The organism is Ensifer sp. Root142 (genome assembly GCF_001426785.1).
Lineage (GTDB): Bacteria > Pseudomonadota > Alphaproteobacteria > Rhizobiales > Rhizobiaceae > Ensifer > Ensifer canadensis.
Genome location: NZ_LMFK01000047.1, coordinates 231,800 through 248,705 on the forward strand (window position 1 = coordinate 231,800; position 16,906 = coordinate 248,705).

Consider the following 16,906-nt stretch of genomic DNA (forward strand, 5'->3'; position numbering starts at 1 on the left):
AATGCCCGGTCTTCTGGCTGGTGGCTGAACGGAGGGCCGGCTTCCTCGAGGGGAGCCGTTAGGATTGCAAGTCTTTCCGGCCTCCCGTGTCTCCGCTCTCGACCGTCTCGATACAACACTTTCTTGCCGGCTGCCTGTCAGCCAATAAGAACAGTCGTTGAGGCTTAGCCGCCGATGTCCGGGCTGATTAACGCAAGAAAGGTAAGCCACAATGGCTCTTTATGAACACGTATTCCTGGCCCGCCAGGACATCACGCCGCAGCAGGTCGACGGTCTCGTCGAGCAGTACAAGGGCGTGCTCGAAGCAAACGGCGGCAAGGTCGGTCGCGTCGAGAACTGGGGCCTCAAGTCCCTCACCTACCGCATCAAGAAGAACCGCAAGGCTCACTACGTTCTCATGGACATCGATGCTCCGGCAGCGGCCGTTCATGAAATCGAGCGCCAGATGCGCATCAACGAAGACGTCCTGCGCTACATGACGATTGCCGTCGAGAAGCACGAAGAAGGCCCGTCTGCCATGATGCAGAAGCGCGACCGCGACGACCGTCCGCGCCGCGATGGCGACCGTCCGGAGCGTGGCTTCGGTGACCGTGGTCCGCGTCCGGACCGTGGCGACCGCGAAGACCGCCCGCGTCGTCCGCGCGAAGACCGCGCTTAATCAAGAAGCTTTAGGAGATTAAAGACAATGGCTGAAGTTTCTTCCGCTCCGGTTCGCCGCCCGTTCCACCGTCGCCGCAAGACCTGCCCCTTCTCGGGCGCAAACGCTCCGCGGATCGACTACAAGGACATCCGTCTTCTGCAGCGCTACATTTCCGAGCGCGGCAAGATCGTTCCTTCCCGCATCACGGCCGTTTCCCAGAAGAAGCAGCGCGAACTCGCCCAGGCGATCAAGCGCGCCCGCTTCCTCGGCCTGCTGCCCTACGTCGTTTCGTAAGAACGGCTGACGTTCCGTTGGTCGCCTGACTCAACGGAAACCGACTCTAGGGCAAGGCGCTCCCCTTGGGTGATCGCCTTGCCCTCTCCCTTCCGCGTTGGGCGCGGATCGGAACCCGTGTGGAAACACTCGGAAATCCCATGTTGGGGTTGAGCCTTTGGCCATCCCCTAACTGCACGAAGCAGGACAGCGAACGTGAACAAGTTGAACAAGACATCGCTGCTGACCGGCGTTCTCGCCGGCTTTACCGGTGCCCTTCTGTCGATGGGCGCGAATACGCAGTCGTCGCTTGCGATCGTTCTTTATGCCGCTTCGGCGCTTCCCATTCTCATTGCCGGTCTTGGCTGGGGCAATGCGGCCGCCATCACGGCCATCGTCAGCGCCGGCGCTACTGCCGCCGCTCTGGTCTCGCCCTATTTCGCGCTGCTGATTCTCGTCGTGACGCTCATTCCGGCCGGCTGGCTCAGCCATCTCGCCAATCTGGCGCGCCCGGCCACTGAGCTCGGCGGACCTGATGGCGCGCTTGCCTGGTACCCGCTTTCCGACATTCTCAGCCACCTCGCCGGCCTGGTGACCGCGGGCATGATCATCGTCGGCTTCATCGTCGGATATGATTCTGATGTGTCCGACCGTATGGTCGACATCGTCATTCAGGCGGTGAAGGCGCAGGAACCGCTCTACAACCCCGATGCTGCGGCGATCTCCCAGATCAAGTCGATCTTCACGCTGGCGCTGCCGCTCATCCAGGGCGCCGTCTGGGTGGTGATGCTGTTTTCCGCCTATTATGTCGCCACCCGCATCGTGCAGATGTCGGGCCGGTCGCTGCGCCCCCGCGAAGACATTCCGTCGACGCTGCGCATGCACCGCAATGCGATCTTCATCTTTCTCGGCGGCCTTGTCCTGACCTTCTTGGGTGGCGCGCCTGCCACGATCGGCGCGCTGGTCTGCGGAACCTTCGGTGCAGGCTTCCTGCTCGCCGGCTTCGCATCCTTCCATTTCCGCACGCGCGGCAAGTCCTGGCGGCTTCCCGTGCTGTGGATCGCATACCTGTCGGTGCTCGTGTTCACGATCCCGGCAATCTTCTTCCTCCTCACGGGCCTGACCGATACGCGACGCACCATCGCAGTCACCCCGGTGGAAAAAAACTGACCAACGAAAACTGAACTCTGAAAGGAAACGAACATGCAAGTCATTCTTCTCGAACGTATCGCAAAGCTCGGCCAGATGGGCGAAACCGTAAAGGTTCGCGACGGCTTCGCACGCAACTACCTGCTGCCACTCGGCAAGGCACTGCGCGCCAACGCTGCTAACAAGGCCCGTTTCGAATCCGAGCGTTCGACGCTCGAAGCCCGTAACCTCGAGCGCAAGTCGGAAGCCCAGAAGGTTGCCGAGAACCTCGACGGCAAGTCCTTCATCATCGTCCGTTCCGCTGGCGAAACCGGCCAGCTCTACGGTTCGGTTGCCGCTCGCGACGTCATCGAAGTGCTGGCTGCAGAAGGCTTCAACATCGGCCGCAACCAGGTCGACCTGAACCACCCGATCAAGTCGATCGGCCTGCACAACGTCACGCTGCACCTGCATTCGGAAGTCGAAATCGCGGTTGAAGTCAACGTTGCCCGTTCGGCTGAAGAAGCTGAGCGCCAGTCAAAGGGCGAAAGCCTGACCTCGGCCGACGCCATCTACGGCGTTGACGAAGATGCCCTGAAGCCGGAAGACTTCTTCAACCCGGAAGCCGAATTCGAAGGCGAAGAAGAATAAGCCTTACAGGCCATTCTGAATGCGAAAGCCCGGATCCTTGGACCCGGGCTTTTTCTTTGCTGTCGGCTTGACTTCAGCTGTGGGCAAGCTCGGCCACAGGTGCTGCATCCTTGTCCACACGTACGACGACCGACAGGCCGGGCGACAAGAGATCGGCAAGCGGCTGGCCGGGATCGACGGCGATCCGGACGCCCACGCGCTGGGCGACCTTGGTAAAATTGCCGGTGGCGTTGTCCGGGCGGATGATGCTGAACTCGGAGCCGGCGGCAGGCGCAAAGCGCTCGATGTGCCCGGTCAGCGTGTTCCTTTGCAGCGCATCGACCGAAATGGTCACCGGCTGGCCGGCCTTCATGCCGTCGAGCTGCGTTTCCTTGAAATTCGCAAGCACCCAAACATCATGCGGCACGACGGCGAGCAATTGCGAGCCGGCGGTGACATATTGGCCGAGGCGCGCACCGATCTCGCCGAGCTTTCCGTCACGGGGAGCGACGATCCGGGTGTTTTCCAGATCGATCCGGGCCAGTTCGACGGCGGCCTCGGCGCCGGCAACGGCAGCCTGCAGACCGGCACGGGCGCCAAGCGTGGTGGCCAGTGCTTGGCGCGAAACCTCCAGCCCCGCTTCGGCCTGGTTGACGGCGGCCTGTGCCTGTTCGAACGCTGCGCGCGATTGATCGGCTTCGCTGCGTGTCGAGATGCCCTTCTCCGCCAACGGCCGGATTCGGTCCCAAGATGCGCTCGCTCTGTTGAACGCAGCCTTCGCGCTGTCCAGCTGTGCTGCGCTGGCAGCAATACCGGCCTTGGCCGACAGTTCCTGCTGACGCGAATTGGCATGCGATGCCTTCTGGGCGGCAAGTGTCGCCTCTGACTGGGCCAGTTTCTGGGCGTAGATCCGGTCGTCGATCCTGACGAGCAATTGCCCGGCCTTGACCTCCTCGTAGTCGTGCACCGGCACCTCGGCGACATAACCTGACAGTTGCGGGCTCATGACCGTCAGGTAACCCCTGACATAGGCGTTCTCCGTCATCTCGACGGAACTGGGGAACGGCGGCAGTCGCCAGGCATAGAGAACCAGGGCGAGGCCCGAGAGGCCGGCGAGCAAGACGATGATCGTGGTGGGTGAGCGCAAGGATTTCAGCATGGTCGTCAACTCTGTTCGTCAAGAAGAGAAGGCGGGTGCGGGAGGCGCAAGGCGCGCCGCGATCCGCTTGTAAAGGATATGCACCAGCAGACCGGCCAACGCGCAAAGGGCAATGCCGCACGCCAGCAGAAAGGCATCGTTGTAGGCGAGAATGTTGGCCTCGCGGGTAACCTGCTGCCCCAACAACGCCACGCCCTCGCCGTTCAGCAAGGTCCTGTCGCCGATCACCCGGCCATAGCTTGCGGCCAGCTGGCTGAGGCGCTGGGCGATGAGCGGGTTCGACATCACGATCTGCTCGGCCAGCACATTGGAATGGAACTTCTCCCGCAGGGTGACGAAGCTTCCGAAGGTCGCGGTGCCGATCAGGCCACCGATGCTTTGGGTGAACAGGAAGATGACGATGAAGCTGAGAATGTAGCTCGGCCCCTTCATCAGCGCCGCCTTGAAGCCGCTGGCCATGGCCGGCGGCAGGAACAGAGCGGTTCCGGCGGCGATCATGGCCTGGCTGATATACATCTGCTCGGGTCGTGTCAGATTGGTCGCCTGGCTGTCGATATAGGCACCGCCAGCCAGCAGGCTCAGCGCCAGAACATGCACGAACTCGGCGTGGTCAGGATTCATTAGTGCGGCGCACAAAAGGCCGCCGGCGATCGATGCGCCGAGAATGACCCAATAAAGCGTCGCGACCTGCTCGAACTGCAATCCGAGCAGCTGATAGAAGTTTGCCGCGATCGCCGACTGCTCCGAGGCGACAAGGCGAAAGACCAGCAGCACCGCGGTAAAATGCAGGATCTCCCTGGAGGCGAGCCAGCGAACGTCGATCAACGGCAGTTCACGATTGAGTTCGATCAGCACCACGCTGGTCAGCGCCACGATCGCCACAGCCAGGAGCACACCCAGCCACGGCGCTTCGAACCACCAGTAGAGCCGCCCCATGGTCAGCACGATGGCGATACAGCCGAAGCCGACAGCCACCAGCAGGTAGCTCAGAATATCGGTGCGCTGGATCACTTTGGCGTGCGGCACCGGCGTCAGCGGCAGCAGGTAGATGATCGGCAGCGCCATCAGCGCCAGGGCCATCTCGAGCGTATAGAGCCCATGCCATTGGCCGTATTCGATCAGCTTCGGCGAGATCAGCCGGGTGATCGGTGCCGAAATGGTCGTGCAGGTCAGCGCCAGGGCAAGACCGACCGTCAGCTTGCGCGCCGGCAGGAAGGCCTCCAGCATATAGAGGAAACCGAGCGTCGACATGGGGGCCGCCGCGATGCCACTGATGAAGCGAACGACGATCGCCGACTGCAGATCGGAAACAAAGACGTTCATCAGCGAAACGATAACAAAGCCGACAATGCCGATTTCTGCGAACCGGCGCAGTCCGTATTGCGCCCGGATTTTGACGAGCGCGATCGAGAGAGAGACATTCGGCGCCATGTAGGCTGCCGAAAGCCAGGCGGCCTCGATCGAGGTGGCGGAAAGTGATCCCTGCAGCTGGGTAAGATTGGCGAGCGCCAGATTCATGCCGAGGCCCTGGGTGAGGAACAGTAGCGCCGAGCAGACGACGTAGGTCGCGGACCTGGCAACGCTCATCGGCCGTGGCACGGGCATCGTTGCGGTGGCCGTGACTTGCTGTTGTGCTGGCTCGCCAGAGGGCGCCTCCGCCTCGTCGTCGCCAAGGGCTGTCCTGTTGTCGTTTGCTGCGGGCCTTGCGGCGGCACTCATCGATGTCATTCCTTCGCCAGCGATTGAACGTTATCGGCGATGGTGCGCACGACCTTCAGCACCGCCGCGACCTCGTCTTCACCGACGCCCTGCAGCACTTCTGCCCGGATCTCGTCGGCAAGCTTCAGGATCTCGTCGGCGATGGTGCGCCCAAGTTCGGTCATGTGGATCTGCTTGGCCCTGCGATCCGACACCTCGACCCTGCGCTCGATGAAACCCTGCTTTTCCATTCCGTCCAGCAGGCGCACGATCGTCGGCGTCTCGATATCCAGTTCGTCGGCCAGTTCGCGCTGGTTCAAGCCATCCTTCTTGGTTAGCGCAAACAGCGCCCTCGCCCGAGCCAGGGTCAGGCCACGCTCCTTCACCCTGGCATCGAAGACAGCCCGCAGCTTACGATTGACCATCGACAAGGCGTCGAACAGTTCGCGATTGACGATGGGCTGATACATAGTACCTTTTCCATATTAGTAGCATGCTAATTATTCTGCTCCTATTTAATCCATCCCAAGGCAATTTTCAAGACGGCGTTTTGAGAGGGGGCAAACGGCGCTAGAATTGGCGCAGTCGCCGATTGCAGCGATTCGCGGCGTCAACGTCGTTCTTCATGCGGACTTTATTTTTTGCACTTTCGTGATGTCGGCCTGTGGATCAGTCGAACAACGGGCAAATGCGATGGGCCGCGCCACATGGTCTGCGACTGTGGCACTGCTGCACTTGACCCGCAGAGACGCAGACAGCAAACCGGGTGCACACCAGAAGAGGCAGAGACGAACGACCATGAACGACGCAGCGCGAAAGCTCGCCCCTATCGGCAAGGACCAATCGGACCAGCATTACCGCGAGGCGCCGAACAACCTTGAAGCCGAACAGGCGCTGCTCGGCGCGATCCTCGTCAACAATGATGCGTTCTATCGCGTCTCGGACTTCCTGAAGCCGGTCCACCTGTTCGAACCCCTGCATCGCCGCATCTACGAGGTTGCCGGCGACATCATCCGCATGGGCAAGACCGCCAACCCGGTGACGATCAAGACCTTCCTCAAGGCCGACGAAAAGGTCGGCGACCTGACGGTCGCGCAGTATCTTGCCCGCCTTGCCGCCGGCGCCGTCTCGATCATCAACGCCGAAGACTACGGCCGCGCAATCTACGATTTGGCGCTGCGCCGTTCGCTGATCACCATCGGCGAGGACATGGTCAATATCGCCTTTGACGCACCGCTCGACATGCCGCCGCAGGGCCAGATCGAGGACGCGGAACGGCGCCTGTTCGAGCTCGCCGAAACCGGCCGCTACGACGGCGGTTTCCAGTCCTTCAACGATGCGGTCGCGCTTGCCATCGACATGGCCGGCGCGGCGTTCGAGCGCGACGGCAGCCTGTCGGGTATTTCGACGGGCATCCTGTCGCTCGACGCCCGCATGGGCGGCCTGCAGCGCTCGGACTTGATCGTACTTGCGGGACGTCCCGGCATGGGCAAGACCTCGCTTGCCACCAACATCGCCTACAACATTGCCGCCGCCTACGACCCGGAGGTTCAGGCGGACGGTTCGTTCAAGGCCAAGAACGGCGGCGTCGTCGGCTTCTACTCGCTCGAAATGTCGTCCGAACAGCTGGCAACGCGTATCATCTCCGAGCAGACCGAAGTCTCCTCCTCGAAGATCCGCCGCGGCGACATCTCCGAAGCCGACTTCGAAAAGCTCGTCGCCTGCTCGCAGATGATGCAGAAAGTTCCGCTGTTCATCGACCAGACCGGTGGTATCTCGATCGCCCAGCTCTCCGCCCGTGCGCGCCGCCTCAAGCGCCAGCGCGGCCTCGATTGCCTGGTCGTCGACTATATTCAGCTGATGACCGGCTCGGGCAAATCGAGCGACAACCGCGTGCAGGAAATCACCCAGATCACCACCGGCCTGAAGGCACTCGGCAAGGAGCTGAACGTGCCGATCATCGCGCTGTCGCAGCTCTCCCGTCAGGTGGAAAGCCGCGAAGACAAGCGCCCCCAGCTCTCCGACCTTCGCGAATCGGGCTCGATCGAGCAGGACGCCGACGTCGTGCTCTTCGTGTTCCGTGAGGAATACTACGTGAAGAACCTCGAGCCTCGCGACGAATTCGATCCGAAGTACGACGAGTGGAAGATGAAGATGGAACAGGTGAAGGGCACGGCCGACGTGATCATCGCCAAGCAGCGTCACGGACCGACCGGCACCGTCAAGCTCGCCTTCCAGTCGGAATTCACCCGCTTTACCGATCTGGCCGATCCGTCCTTCACCCAATACGAAGAACACTGAGAAAGTCGGGGGGCGTCTTTACGCCCCCAGCAACATTCTGAAGATCGCCACGGTCACGACGCCGGCCGCGACAGCGGCGAGCAACGGCAACCGCATGGCGACGAGTGCCGTTACCACCGTAGCGATCGTTTCCGCCGGCCCGGTGACCAGCACCGTCGGCGCGATCACCGCCATCAACACGGCCGGCGGGATCGCCTCCAGGGCCCGCTTCTGCGTTTCTCCGATCGTCACAAACCGAATGAGCACCAGGCCGCCGATGCGGGTGGCAATGGTTGCGATTGCCATGGCGACGATGGCCAGAAGCGTGTTCGGATCGACGGTCATGCGTGCACCTCCTGGCTACGGCCGGCAAGAAGCGCGACCGCAACCCCGGCAGCAGCACCAGCGGCGATGTACCAGACACCCGGCAGAAACTGATGCGTCAGCACCGCGGCAGCGGCGCTTGCGGCAAGCACAACCCCGGTCTCACGGCCTTTCCAGAAACCCATCACCAGCACGATGAAAACCGCGGGAAAGGCGAAGTCGAGCCCCGTCACCTTCGGATCGCCAAGGAAGGCCCCCAGCAACGCGCCGGCAAGGCTTGTCGTCACCCAGACGAAGTAGAACGGCACGGCGATTCCCGCGAACCAGGCGGGCGTCAGCCTGCCCTCTTTCGCGCGCATCTCCGCCATTGCCCATATCTCGTCGGCAAGCAGCAGCATCGAGGCGTATTTCGTCGGGCCTGAGAACCCCTGGAGCTTGGCGCCGAGCGACGCGCTCATCAGCACGTGCCTGACATTGACCAGCAAGGCGGAGAAAGCGAGTGCCGCCCAAGAGGCCGGATGCGTCCAGATGTCCATGGCCACGAATTGCGAGCCGCCGGCAAAAACCAGCGCGCTCATCAATGTCACCTCCGCGCCCGAAAGCCCCTTGCCGGCGGCAACTGCGCCGAAGACGAGCCCAATCGGCATGACCGCCACGATGAGCGGCGCCATCGCCATGGCTCCGGCTCGAAAGTCTGGACCGAATCCCGTGTCGCTCAATGTTCATGCCTCCCGATCGATAACGAACGGAGCACACCTAAACCGGCCCGAGCGGGGCGTATTGAACGAAAGTGATCAACCGGCGCGGAAGGCGCCGGGCGTGACGCCGGTTCGAGCCTTGAAGTGTCGGCTGAAATGCGCCTGATCGGCAAACCCGCACTGATAGGCGGTATCGACCGCCGACCAGCCGTGCCGCAGCAGTGTCTTTGCCGCCCGCACGCGCTTGTCAGTCAGGAAGGCATGCGGTGTGATGTGAAACTGGCGCCGGAAGGCGCGGATCAGATGCGCCCGGCTGAGGCCCGCGACCTTGGCCAGCTCCTCCAGGCCGATATCCTGCGCGTAGTTCTCGGTCAGATAGTCGCGCGCCCGCTGGACCGCGGACTGCTCCTTCGTTTCGACCGGCACGATGATCGTGCTGCCGTGCCGCTCGAACATGGTGGCGAGCACGCCGAACATGCGTTCCTCGGCTTCGAGCGCGCCAGTCGCGTGCTCCAGCGCCTTGTGGGCGTGATAGAAGGAGTGGGCCAGATCCGGATCGCACAGCATGCGCTTGGAAAAGGACGGCGTTCCCTTGAACGGCCGCCCGGTGACATCTTCCAGAATGTTCACCAGCAATTCGGTACTCGGATAGACCATGCGATAGCGGTAACCGCTACCACCTGGGTGACCGTCATGGATCTCGTCTGGATTGATGAGATAGAAGTCGCCGGGCCCCGCTTGCGATCGTTCGCCCCTGATCTTGCTGATCTGCGAGCCGGCCTCGATCGCGCCGATGCTGAAGGTGTCGTGCGCGTGCGGCGCAAATTCGTGCGTAATGAAAGTCGCGGTCAGGCATTCCATGCCATCGAACCGGAGGTCCCGCCAGAATCGGGTCCGCTCCGCGCCTTCCAGCGGCATGACATCGATGGCCTGTTCCTGCGAAATCGTGTGCATGTGGCGATCCTAACGTCCGCCACGACCAGCGTCTTGCATAAAAGTGCTCTTCGCCCTCGCCGCCCAACCGAATGCCGCCATCCGACAGGACGGCATTTGCGGGCAAGCGTGGTTGGCTGTATTGGTCCTTCATCGTCCACGCAGAGTGCCAGGCATGCTCAGTCCAGAATTCCTCTCCGCCTCCAACCGGCTCACGATCGACCTCAACGCATTGGCAGACAACTGGCGCTCGATGAATGCCCGCTCGGGCAAGGCCCGTGCCGCTGCGGTGCTGAAGGCGGATGCCTACGGCCTCGGCATCGACGAGGCGGCGCCAGCGCTTTACGCCGCCGGTGCCCGCGATTTCTTCGTCGCCAATGCGGAAGAAGGTGCTGACCTGCGGCCGCTGGTGCCGGAAGGCCGGATCTACATTCTGGCCGGCATGTGGCCCGGCAATGAGGTGCTGTTCTTCGACAATGATCTCGTGCCGGTGATCAACTCGGAGGAGCAGCTTGCCGTTTTCATGGCGGCGCTGTCCGAGCGCGGCGACCACCCTTGCGTGTTGCATGTCGATACCGGCATGAACCGCCTGGGGCTGTCGGTCGAAGAAGCCGTCGCTCTTGCCAACGATCCGGCCCGCCCGGCGAGCTTCTCGCCGGTCCTGATCATGAGCCACCTCGCCTGCGCCGACGATCCGGGCAACCCGCTCAATAGTTATCAGTTGCAACGCTTCCGCGAAGCCTCTGCTGCATTCGAAGGCGTTGATGCCAGCCTGGCAAACTCCGGCGGCGTGTTCCTGGGCGACGACTACCATTTCAACCTGACGCGCCCGGGCATCGCCGTCTATGGCGGCGAAGCGGTCAATGACGTCGCCAATCCGATGAAGCCGGTCGTGACGGCAGAAGCCCGCATCATTCAGGTACGCAACGTCGCCGCCGGCGGGCACGCAAGCTACGGAGCGTCTGCCCGCTTCAACCGCGACAGCCGCATCGCCACCGTCGCCGTCGGTTATGCCGATGGCTATCACCGCTCCGTCTCGGGCGGTGGCGTGACCTTGCGCCAGGCGACGCCTTCGGGCGCCTTCGGCTTTCTGCACGGCGAGAAGGTGCCGCATGTCGGCCGGGTGACGATGGACCTCAGCCTCTTCGACGTCACCGACCTGCCGGAAAACGCGGTGCGCGCCGGCGACTATATCGAGCTGTTCGGCCGGCATGTCGCACTGGACGACGTGGCGCGCGCCGGCGGCACGATCGGCTATGAGATGCTGACCAGCCTCGGCCATCGCTACGACCGCCACTATATCGGCGCGGTCTGAGCCGGCTTTCGCACCGATACTTTACAGTCCGTCGTCGAAAATCACCTTTTGTTCCGCGTTTCGCGGCATTATGTGAAGGCAAAAGTGATTCTCCGATCACCGGCAGTGCCGCCACAGACGGCACGTCGAAAGTCTCCGCACTGTGAAAGTCGTTGCCGATGGCGAAAGCCCGCACACAATTCGTCTGCCAGAACTGCGGCACCATCCATACCCGCTGGGCCGGTAAGTGCGAGGGCTGCGGCGAATGGAACACGATCATCGAGGACGACCCGACAGCCGGCATCGGCGGCGGCCCGTCCCGCGCGCCGAAGAAGGGGCGCCCGGTTGCGCTCACCACGCTATCGGGTGAAATCGAGGACGCCCCGCGCATCCAGACCGGGATATCCGAGCTCGACCGCGCCACCGGCGGCGGCTTCGTTCGCGGCTCTGCCCTCCTCATCGGCGGCGATCCCGGCATCGGTAAATCGACAGTGCTGATGCAGGCGGCAGCGGCCCTTGCGCGCCAGAAACACCGTGTCATCTATGTCTCGGGTGAAGAGGCCGTGGCCCAGGTGCGCCTTCGCGCCCAACGGCTGGGTGCTGCCGACAGCGACGTGCTGCTGGCAGCTGAAACCAACGTCGAGGACATTCTCGCGACGCTTGCCGAGGGCAAGCGCCCCGATCTCGTCATCATCGACTCGATCCAGACACTCTGGAGCGACATCGTCGATTCGGCGCCCGGCACGGTGACCCAGGTGCGGACCGGCGTGCAGGCGATGATCCGCTTTGCCAAGCAGACGGGAACCGCCGTCGTGCTCGTCGGCCACGTCACCAAGGAAGGCCAGATCGCCGGTCCCCGCGTGGTCGAGCACATGGTCGATGCCGTGCTCTATTTCGAAGGCGACCGCGGCCATCACTACCGCATCTTGAGAACAGTGAAGAACCGCTTCGGGCCGACGGACGAGATCGGCGTCTTCGAGATGTCGGACAAGGGTCTGCGCGAGGTCGCCAATCCATCGGAACTGTTCCTCGGCGAGCGCAACGAAAAATCGCCGGGGGCCGCCGTCTTTGCCGGCATGGAGGGAACACGGCCGATCCTGGTTGAGGTGCAGGCGCTGGTGGCGCCGACCTCGCTCGGCACGCCGCGCCGTGCCATCGTCGGCTGGGACTCCGCCCGCCTCTCGATGATCCTTGCGGTGCTTGAAGCCCATTGCGGCGTGCGGCTCGGGCAGCACGACGTCTACCTCAACATCGCCGGCGGCTACCGAATTTCCGAGCCTGCCGCCGACTTGGCTGTGGCTTCCGCACTGGTTTCGTCGCTTGCCGGGCTTGCCCTTCCGGCTGATTGCGTCTATTTCGGCGAAGTCAGCTTGTCGGGCGCCATCCGGCCGGTTGCGCATACCGCTCAACGCCTCAAGGAAGCCGAGAAGCTCGGTTTCTCGCAGGCTGTTCTGCCAGCTGCCTCGACCGAATTGCCGAAGAACGGCAATGGCCGGTGGAGCGAGTTGGAAAGCCTGCCGGATCTGGTGGCGCGCATCGCGGGATCGCGAAACGCCTTGAGACCGGCAGAGGATGCAGATTGAAGGTGCGGGTGCTGCAAGCGGCTCCACGGGACGCCTTCTGAGCAGGCTCATAACAATGCCCTGAACATCAGGCAGGGCCGACGGCGGATAGGCTTGAGGAGACCCGGACGAACCGGGTTCGGAGTAAGGACAAAATGCCCATTACAATTCTCGACGGTATCGTTCTCGGCGTCGCGCTGTTTTCAGCAATCCTGGCAATGGTCCGAGGCTTCTCACGCGAAGTCCTGTCGGTTGCCAGCTGGGTTGGCGCGGCGGCGGCGGCCTACTTCCTCTACCCGCACCTCCTGCCCTATGCCAAGCAGTATACCAGCAGCGACACGGTCGCGCTGATCGGCTCGGCGGCAGTGATCTTCCTGGTTGCGCTGATCATCATTTCCTTCATCACCATGCGCGTCGCCGATTTCATCATCGACAGCCGCATCGGCGCGCTCGACCGCACGCTGGGCTTTCTCTTCGGCGCCGCGCGCGGCATCCTGCTCGTGGTCGTCGCCATGCTGTTCTTCAACTGGCTGGTCGCTCCGCAGCAGCAGCCGGGTTGGGTCACGCAGGCGAAGTCCAAGCCGCTTCTCGACAATCTCGGCAACAAGCTGATCGCGCTTCTGCCCGAGGAAGCCGACGCCACCATCCTCGACCGCCTGCGCGGCAAGGACACGACCGGCGAAGGCGAAGGCGAGACCCCGGCCGGCACGCCCGGACAGGCACCGTCGGGTTCGCCCGACCAGGCGCCCGTTGACGACGCCCCGGCCACCAACGGCTGAGACATGGAAGAACTGCCGACAAAGCCCGCTGCGCGGGCTTTGTCCTTTTGGGAATAACGCTTGTGTCCGTTTTCAGCTAAGATCGCTTGAAGACGGCGGGCCTGATCACGATATGCGCACCGGCACGGAGCAAAGGCGACTGTGATGACCGATCTGAGATCCACGGAAATCCATGACGAACTCGATGGCGATACCCTGCACGAAGAGTGCGGCGTCTTCGGCATCCTGGGGCACCCGGATGCGGCGGCGCTGACGGCGCTCGGCCTGCATGCGCTCCAGCATCGCGGCCAGGAGGCCGCCGGTATCGTCACCTTCGACGGCAAGCAGTTCTGCACCGAAAAGCGCATGGGTCTCGTCGGCGATCACTACACCGATCCCGCAACGCTCGCGAAGCTCCCGGGCTTCATGTCCATCGGCCACACGCGCTACTCGACGACAGGCGAAGTGGCGCTGCGCAACGTCCAGCCGCTCTTTGCCGAGCTGCATGAAGGCGGCATCGCGATTGCCCATAACGGCAACTTCACCAACGGCCTGACGCTGCGCCGCCAGATCATCTCGGACGGCGCCATCTGTCAGTCGACCTCCGACACCGAAGTTGTCCTCCACCTCATCGCCCGCTCCAAGCACGCTTCGACCACCGACCGCTTCGCCGATGCGATCGCGCAGGTCGAGGGCGGCTACTCGATGCTGGCGCTGACACGCACCAAGCTGATCGCCGCCCGCGACCCGCACGGCATCCGCCCGCTCGTCATGGGCGACCTCGACGGCAAGCCGATCTTCTGCTCGGAAACCTGCGCACTCGACATCATCGGCGCCAAGTTCGTGCGCGACGTGGAGAATGGCGAAATCATCATCTGCGAGATCCAGCCCGACGGCTCGATCTCGATCGATTCGCGCAAGCCGCTGGCTCCGCAACCGGAGCGGCTCTGCCTGTTCGAATACGTCTATTTCGCCCGTCCGGATTCGGTCGTCGGCGGCCGCAACGTCTATGTGGCGCGCAAGAACATGGGCCAGAACCTGGCCAAGGAAGCCCCTGTCGAGGCCGATGTCGTCGTCCCGGTTCCCGATGGCGGTACGCCCGCCGCAATCGGCTACGCACAGCAGAGCGGCATTCCCTTCGAGCTCGGCATCATCCGCAACCATTATGTCGGCCGGACCTTCATCGAGCCGACGCAGCAGATCCGCGCCTTCGGCGTCAAGCTGAAGCACTCGGCGAACCGCGCGATGATCGAGGGCAAGCGCGTCGTGCTCGTCGACGATTCGATCGTTCGCGGCACCACCTCGGTCAAGATCGTGCAGATGATCCGCGATGCCGGTGCACGCGAAGTGCATGTGCGTGTTGCCAGCCCGATGATCTTCCATCCGGACTTCTACGGCATCGACACGCCGGACCGCGACAAGCTGCTCGCCAACCAGCATGCCGACCTTGCGTCCATGTGCCGCTTCATTGGCGCGGACTCGCTCGAGTTCCTGTCGATCGACGGCCTCTACGAGGCTGTGGGCGGCATCAAGCGCGATCTCAAGTCGCCGCAGTTCACCGATCACTATTTCACCGGGGACTATCCGACCCGCCTTCTCGACCAGGAAGGCGCCAGCAATGTCCGCAAACTCTCGGTTCTCGCCAGCAACGGATAATCAGACAATAAAATGACGATCAATTTGAAAGACCGGGTCGCCGTCGTCACCGGCGCATCGCGCGGTATCGGCTATTTCACGGCCCTCGAACTCGCCAAGGCTGGCGCCCACGTCGTCGCCTGCGCCCGCACCGTCGGTGGCCTCGAAGAGCTGGATGACGCGATCAAGGCGGTCGGCGGCTCGGCAACGCTCGTTCCGTTCGATCTCGCCGACATGGCTGCGATCGACAAGCTCGGCGGCGCGATCAACGAGCGCTGGGGCAAACTCGACATCATGGTCGCCAATGCCGGCGTGCTCGGCACCATCTCGCCGATCGGCCATGTCGAGGCCAAGGTGTTCGAGAAGGTGATGAACATCAACGTCAATGCCACCTGGCGCCTGATCCGCACGCTCGAGCCGTTGCTCATCAAGTCCGATGCCGGACGTGCGCTCATTCTCTCCTCTAGCGCTGCCCACAAGTGCAAGCCGTTCTGGGGCCCCTACTCTGCCTCCAAGGCCGCCGTCGAAGCGCTCGCCCGCACATGGGCCGGAGAGACACAGCGACTACCGCTGCGCATCCTCAGCGTCGATCCGGGCGCAACCCGCACCGCGATGCGCGCCCAGGCGATGCCCGGTGAAGATCCGGAGACCGTGCCGCACCCCTCCGAGGTCGCGGCGGAGCTTCTGCCACTGGTCGGCCCGGACCAGACCGAGACCGGCAAGCTTTACATCGTTCGCGAAAAGAAGATCGTCGACTACCGCCTGCCGGAGTGACGTCACCACAAAGCCGAGATCAAAAAGGCCACCGTGTTTCCACGGTGGCCTTTTTATTTTGCGCTGACATTCAGCGTTAATGCGCGCCGCGATCTCTACTGCATGTGCAGCAATTCAAAGCGCTACAGCGCCGCGCGTCTAATAAGATGCGCGGCGCTGTAGGATTCGCTTACCGCGCTTTAAGCTCTCGTTTTGCGCATGTTGTTATCGCAAAACCGCCGCGCACTTTTGCGACATGCTTCAGTCGACCTTGTCGCCCGGCAGGCCGTCGCCGCCATGGGCGGGATGGGCGGGCCAGTCGCCGCCATACTTGCGCTGCCACGAGCGCGCGCCGAACGGCAGCGTGATCAGGTAGCCAAGCGCCGTCACCGCCATTGTCTCCCAGGTGTAGGTCATCAGCGTCGCGACATAAAAGACGACGACGAGAATGACCGGCAGGACGAGATCGCGGCGAACGCGGCTGTTTTCCGACTTGCCCGACCAGACCGGCAGACGGCTGACCAGCAGGAAGGCAATCAGCACGGTGTAGCCCGATGCGATCAGCGCGAAGGTGCGCTCAGGTGCCAAGCCCAGCAGGCCGAGATAGACCGGCAGCAGCACCAGCATGGCACCCGCCGGCGCAGGCACGCCGACGAAATACTCCGACTGCCACGCTGCCTTGGACTGGCGCTCGGCCATGACGTTGAAGCGGGCCAATCGCAGGCCGCAGGCGATCGCGTAGATCAACGCCGCAATCCAGCCGATCGAGCGGGCCTGATCCAGGATGAAGACGTAGAGAACGAGCGCCGGCGCCACGCCGAAGTTGATGATATCGGCGAGGGAGTCCATCTGGCCGCCGAAGTTCGACGTCGCCTTCAGCAGGCGCGCGACGCGACCGTCGATACCGTCGAGAAAGGCCGCAAGCAACACCATGGCAACGGCGAGCTCGATGCGGTTTTCGAAGGCGAGCCGAATGCCGGAGAGACCTGCGCAGATCGCCAGCACGGTGATCATGTTCGGGATCATCAGGCGCAGCGGTATCTCGCGCAGTCGAGGGCCGCGACCGGTATCGCTTGAACCGTTCGCCTCGCCCGCGACTTTCGGCGGTTCGGCTGGGTTTTCCTGTTGAGGACCTTCCATA

Annotated in this window: 17 protein-coding genes; 10 read left to right on the plus strand and 7 right to left on the minus strand. The window is 63.0% G+C overall.

Going from position 1 to position 16,906, the window contains the following annotated elements:
• Positions 1-211: 211 nt before the first annotated feature.
• The 4 genes from rpsF (at position 212) to rplI (ending at position 2,692) form a co-directional block, all read left to right on the plus strand.
• Positions 212-658, plus strand: coding sequence for a 30S ribosomal protein S6 (gene rpsF, locus ASD52_RS33235; RefSeq protein ID WP_025426449.1), 447 nt, complete (start codon positions 212-214; stop codon positions 656-658).
• 27 nt (positions 659-685) lie between these two features.
• Positions 686-934 (plus strand): 30S ribosomal protein S18, encoded by a 249-nt coding sequence (gene rpsR / locus ASD52_RS33240; RefSeq protein WP_025426448.1) that lies wholly within the window; start codon positions 686-688, stop codon positions 932-934.
• Positions 935-1,129: 195 nt separating this feature from the next.
• Positions 1,130-2,083, plus strand: coding sequence for a hypothetical protein (locus ASD52_RS33245; protein ID WP_057226528.1), 954 nt, complete (start codon positions 1,130-1,132; stop codon positions 2,081-2,083).
• 33 nt (positions 2,084-2,116) lie between these two features.
• Positions 2,117-2,692 (plus strand): 50S ribosomal protein L9, encoded by a 576-nt coding sequence (rplI, locus tag ASD52_RS33250; RefSeq protein WP_025426446.1) that lies wholly within the window; start codon positions 2,117-2,119, stop codon positions 2,690-2,692.
• A 73-nt stretch (positions 2,693-2,765) separates the two neighbouring features.
• On the opposite strand, the gene ASD52_RS33255 is transcribed toward rplI, so the two are convergent.
• The 3 genes from ASD52_RS33255 to ASD52_RS33265 all read right to left on the minus strand — a co-directional run bounded on the left by ASD52_RS33255 (position 2,766) and on the right by ASD52_RS33265 (position 5,998).
• The gene (locus ASD52_RS33255; protein WP_025426445.1) at positions 2,766-3,830 is read right to left on the minus strand and encodes an HlyD family secretion protein; all 1,065 of its coding nucleotides are present in this window, start codon (positions 3,828-3,830) and stop codon (positions 2,766-2,768) included.
• An 18-nt stretch (positions 3,831-3,848) separates the two neighbouring features.
• Positions 3,849-5,417 carry an MFS transporter gene (locus tag ASD52_RS33260; RefSeq protein WP_234907722.1) on the minus strand — a complete coding sequence of 523 codons (1,569 nt, stop codon included), beginning with the start codon at positions 5,415-5,417 and terminating at the stop codon, positions 3,849-3,851.
• Positions 5,418-5,554: 137 nt separating this feature from the next.
• Positions 5,555-5,998 carry a MarR family transcriptional regulator gene (locus tag ASD52_RS33265; RefSeq protein ID WP_025426443.1) on the minus strand — a complete coding sequence of 148 codons (444 nt, stop codon included), beginning with the start codon at positions 5,996-5,998 and terminating at the stop codon, positions 5,555-5,557.
• 328 nt (positions 5,999-6,326) lie between these two features.
• On the opposite strand from ASD52_RS33265, the gene ASD52_RS33270 reads away from it, so the two are divergent.
• A complete protein-coding gene (locus ASD52_RS33270; RefSeq protein WP_025426442.1) occupies positions 6,327-7,829 on the plus strand; it encodes a replicative DNA helicase in 1,503 nt (500 codons plus the stop codon).
• An 18-nt stretch (positions 7,830-7,847) separates the two neighbouring features.
• On the opposite strand, the gene ASD52_RS33275 is transcribed toward ASD52_RS33270, so the two are convergent.
• The 3 genes from ASD52_RS33275 to ASD52_RS33285 all read right to left on the minus strand — a co-directional run bounded on the left by ASD52_RS33275 (position 7,848) and on the right by ASD52_RS33285 (position 9,784).
• A complete protein-coding gene (locus tag ASD52_RS33275) occupies positions 7,848-8,153 on the minus strand; it encodes an AzlD domain-containing protein (protein WP_057226531.1) in 306 nt (101 codons plus the stop codon).
• Positions 8,150-8,803 carry an AzlC family ABC transporter permease gene (locus ASD52_RS33280; protein WP_051509157.1) on the minus strand — a complete coding sequence of 218 codons (654 nt, stop codon included), beginning with the start codon at positions 8,801-8,803 and terminating at the stop codon, positions 8,150-8,152. The genes ASD52_RS33275 and ASD52_RS33280 overlap by 4 nt, the downstream gene beginning before the upstream one ends.
• 123 nt (positions 8,804-8,926) lie before the next feature.
• Entirely contained in the window at positions 8,927-9,784 is an 858-nt protein-coding gene (locus tag ASD52_RS33285; RefSeq protein WP_025426439.1) for an AraC family transcriptional regulator, read from the minus strand.
• A gap of 154 nt (positions 9,785-9,938) precedes the next feature.
• On the opposite strand from ASD52_RS33285, the gene alr reads away from it, so the two are divergent.
• The 5 genes from alr to ASD52_RS33310 all read left to right on the plus strand — a co-directional run bounded on the left by alr (position 9,939) and on the right by ASD52_RS33310 (position 15,786).
• Positions 9,939-11,078, plus strand: a complete 1,140-nt coding sequence (gene alr / locus ASD52_RS33290; protein ID WP_025426438.1) for an alanine racemase — start codon at positions 9,939-9,941, stop codon at positions 11,076-11,078.
• Between the two features lie 158 nt (positions 11,079-11,236).
• Positions 11,237-12,640 (plus strand): DNA repair protein RadA, encoded by a 1,404-nt coding sequence (gene radA / locus ASD52_RS33295; RefSeq protein WP_025426437.1) that lies wholly within the window; start codon positions 11,237-11,239, stop codon positions 12,638-12,640.
• Positions 12,641-12,774: 134 nt separating this feature from the next.
• Positions 12,775-13,398, plus strand: a complete 624-nt coding sequence (locus tag ASD52_RS33300) for a CvpA family protein (RefSeq protein WP_025426436.1) — start codon at positions 12,775-12,777, stop codon at positions 13,396-13,398.
• Positions 13,399-13,542: 144 nt separating this feature from the next.
• Complete coding sequence (gene purF / locus ASD52_RS33305) at positions 13,543-15,033, plus strand: amidophosphoribosyltransferase (protein WP_025426435.1); 1,491 nt, start codon at positions 13,543-13,545, stop codon at positions 15,031-15,033.
• 12 nt (positions 15,034-15,045) lie between these two features.
• Positions 15,046-15,786 carry an SDR family NAD(P)-dependent oxidoreductase gene (locus ASD52_RS33310; RefSeq protein ID WP_025426434.1) on the plus strand — a complete coding sequence of 247 codons (741 nt, stop codon included), beginning with the start codon at positions 15,046-15,048 and terminating at the stop codon, positions 15,784-15,786.
• A gap of 240 nt (positions 15,787-16,026) precedes the next feature.
• Here ASD52_RS33310 and pssA read toward each other — a convergent pair whose 3' ends face one another.
• Complete coding sequence (pssA, locus tag ASD52_RS33315) at positions 16,027-16,905, minus strand: CDP-diacylglycerol--serine O-phosphatidyltransferase (protein ID WP_025426433.1); 879 nt, start codon at positions 16,903-16,905, stop codon at positions 16,027-16,029.
• Position 16,906 lies beyond the last annotated feature (1 nt).

Excerpts from the sequence above, each read along its gene's own strand:
- pssA (WP_025426433.1), bottom strand. The coding sequence starts at position 16,905 with ATGGAAGGTCCTCAACAGGAAAACCCAGCCGAACCGCCGAAAGTCGCG.
- ASD52_RS33265 (WP_025426443.1), bottom strand. The coding sequence starts at position 5,998 with ATGTATCAGCCCATCGTCAATCGCGAACTGTTCGACGCCTTGTCGATG.
- radA (WP_025426437.1), top strand. The coding sequence starts at position 11,237 with ATGGCGAAAGCCCGCACACAATTCGTCTGCCAGAACTGCGGCACCATC.
- rplI (WP_025426446.1), top strand. The coding sequence starts at position 2,117 with ATGCAAGTCATTCTTCTCGAACGTATCGCAAAGCTCGGCCAGATGGGC.
- ASD52_RS33280 (WP_051509157.1), bottom strand. The coding sequence starts at position 8,803 with ATGGCGCCGCTCATCGTGGCGGTCATGCCGATTGGGCTCGTCTTCGGC.
- rpsF (WP_025426449.1), top strand. The coding sequence starts at position 212 with ATGGCTCTTTATGAACACGTATTCCTGGCCCGCCAGGACATCACGCCG.
- ASD52_RS33300 (WP_025426436.1), top strand. The coding sequence starts at position 12,775 with ATGCCCATTACAATTCTCGACGGTATCGTTCTCGGCGTCGCGCTGTTT.
- ASD52_RS33285 (WP_025426439.1), bottom strand. The coding sequence starts at position 9,784 with ATGCACACGATTTCGCAGGAACAGGCCATCGATGTCATGCCGCTGGAA.
- alr (WP_025426438.1), top strand. The coding sequence starts at position 9,939 with ATGCTCAGTCCAGAATTCCTCTCCGCCTCCAACCGGCTCACGATCGAC.
- rpsR (WP_025426448.1), top strand. The coding sequence starts at position 686 with ATGGCTGAAGTTTCTTCCGCTCCGGTTCGCCGCCCGTTCCACCGTCGC.
- ASD52_RS33275 (WP_057226531.1), bottom strand. The coding sequence starts at position 8,153 with ATGACCGTCGATCCGAACACGCTTCTGGCCATCGTCGCCATGGCAATC.
- ASD52_RS33270 (WP_025426442.1), top strand. The coding sequence starts at position 6,327 with ATGAACGACGCAGCGCGAAAGCTCGCCCCTATCGGCAAGGACCAATCG.
- ASD52_RS33255 (WP_025426445.1), bottom strand. The coding sequence starts at position 3,830 with ATGCTGAAATCCTTGCGCTCACCCACCACGATCATCGTCTTGCTCGCC.
- ASD52_RS33310 (WP_025426434.1), top strand. The coding sequence starts at position 15,046 with ATGACGATCAATTTGAAAGACCGGGTCGCCGTCGTCACCGGCGCATCG.
- ASD52_RS33260 (WP_234907722.1), bottom strand. The coding sequence starts at position 5,417 with ATGAGCGTTGCCAGGTCCGCGACCTACGTCGTCTGCTCGGCGCTACTG.
- purF (WP_025426435.1), top strand. The coding sequence starts at position 13,543 with ATGACCGATCTGAGATCCACGGAAATCCATGACGAACTCGATGGCGAT.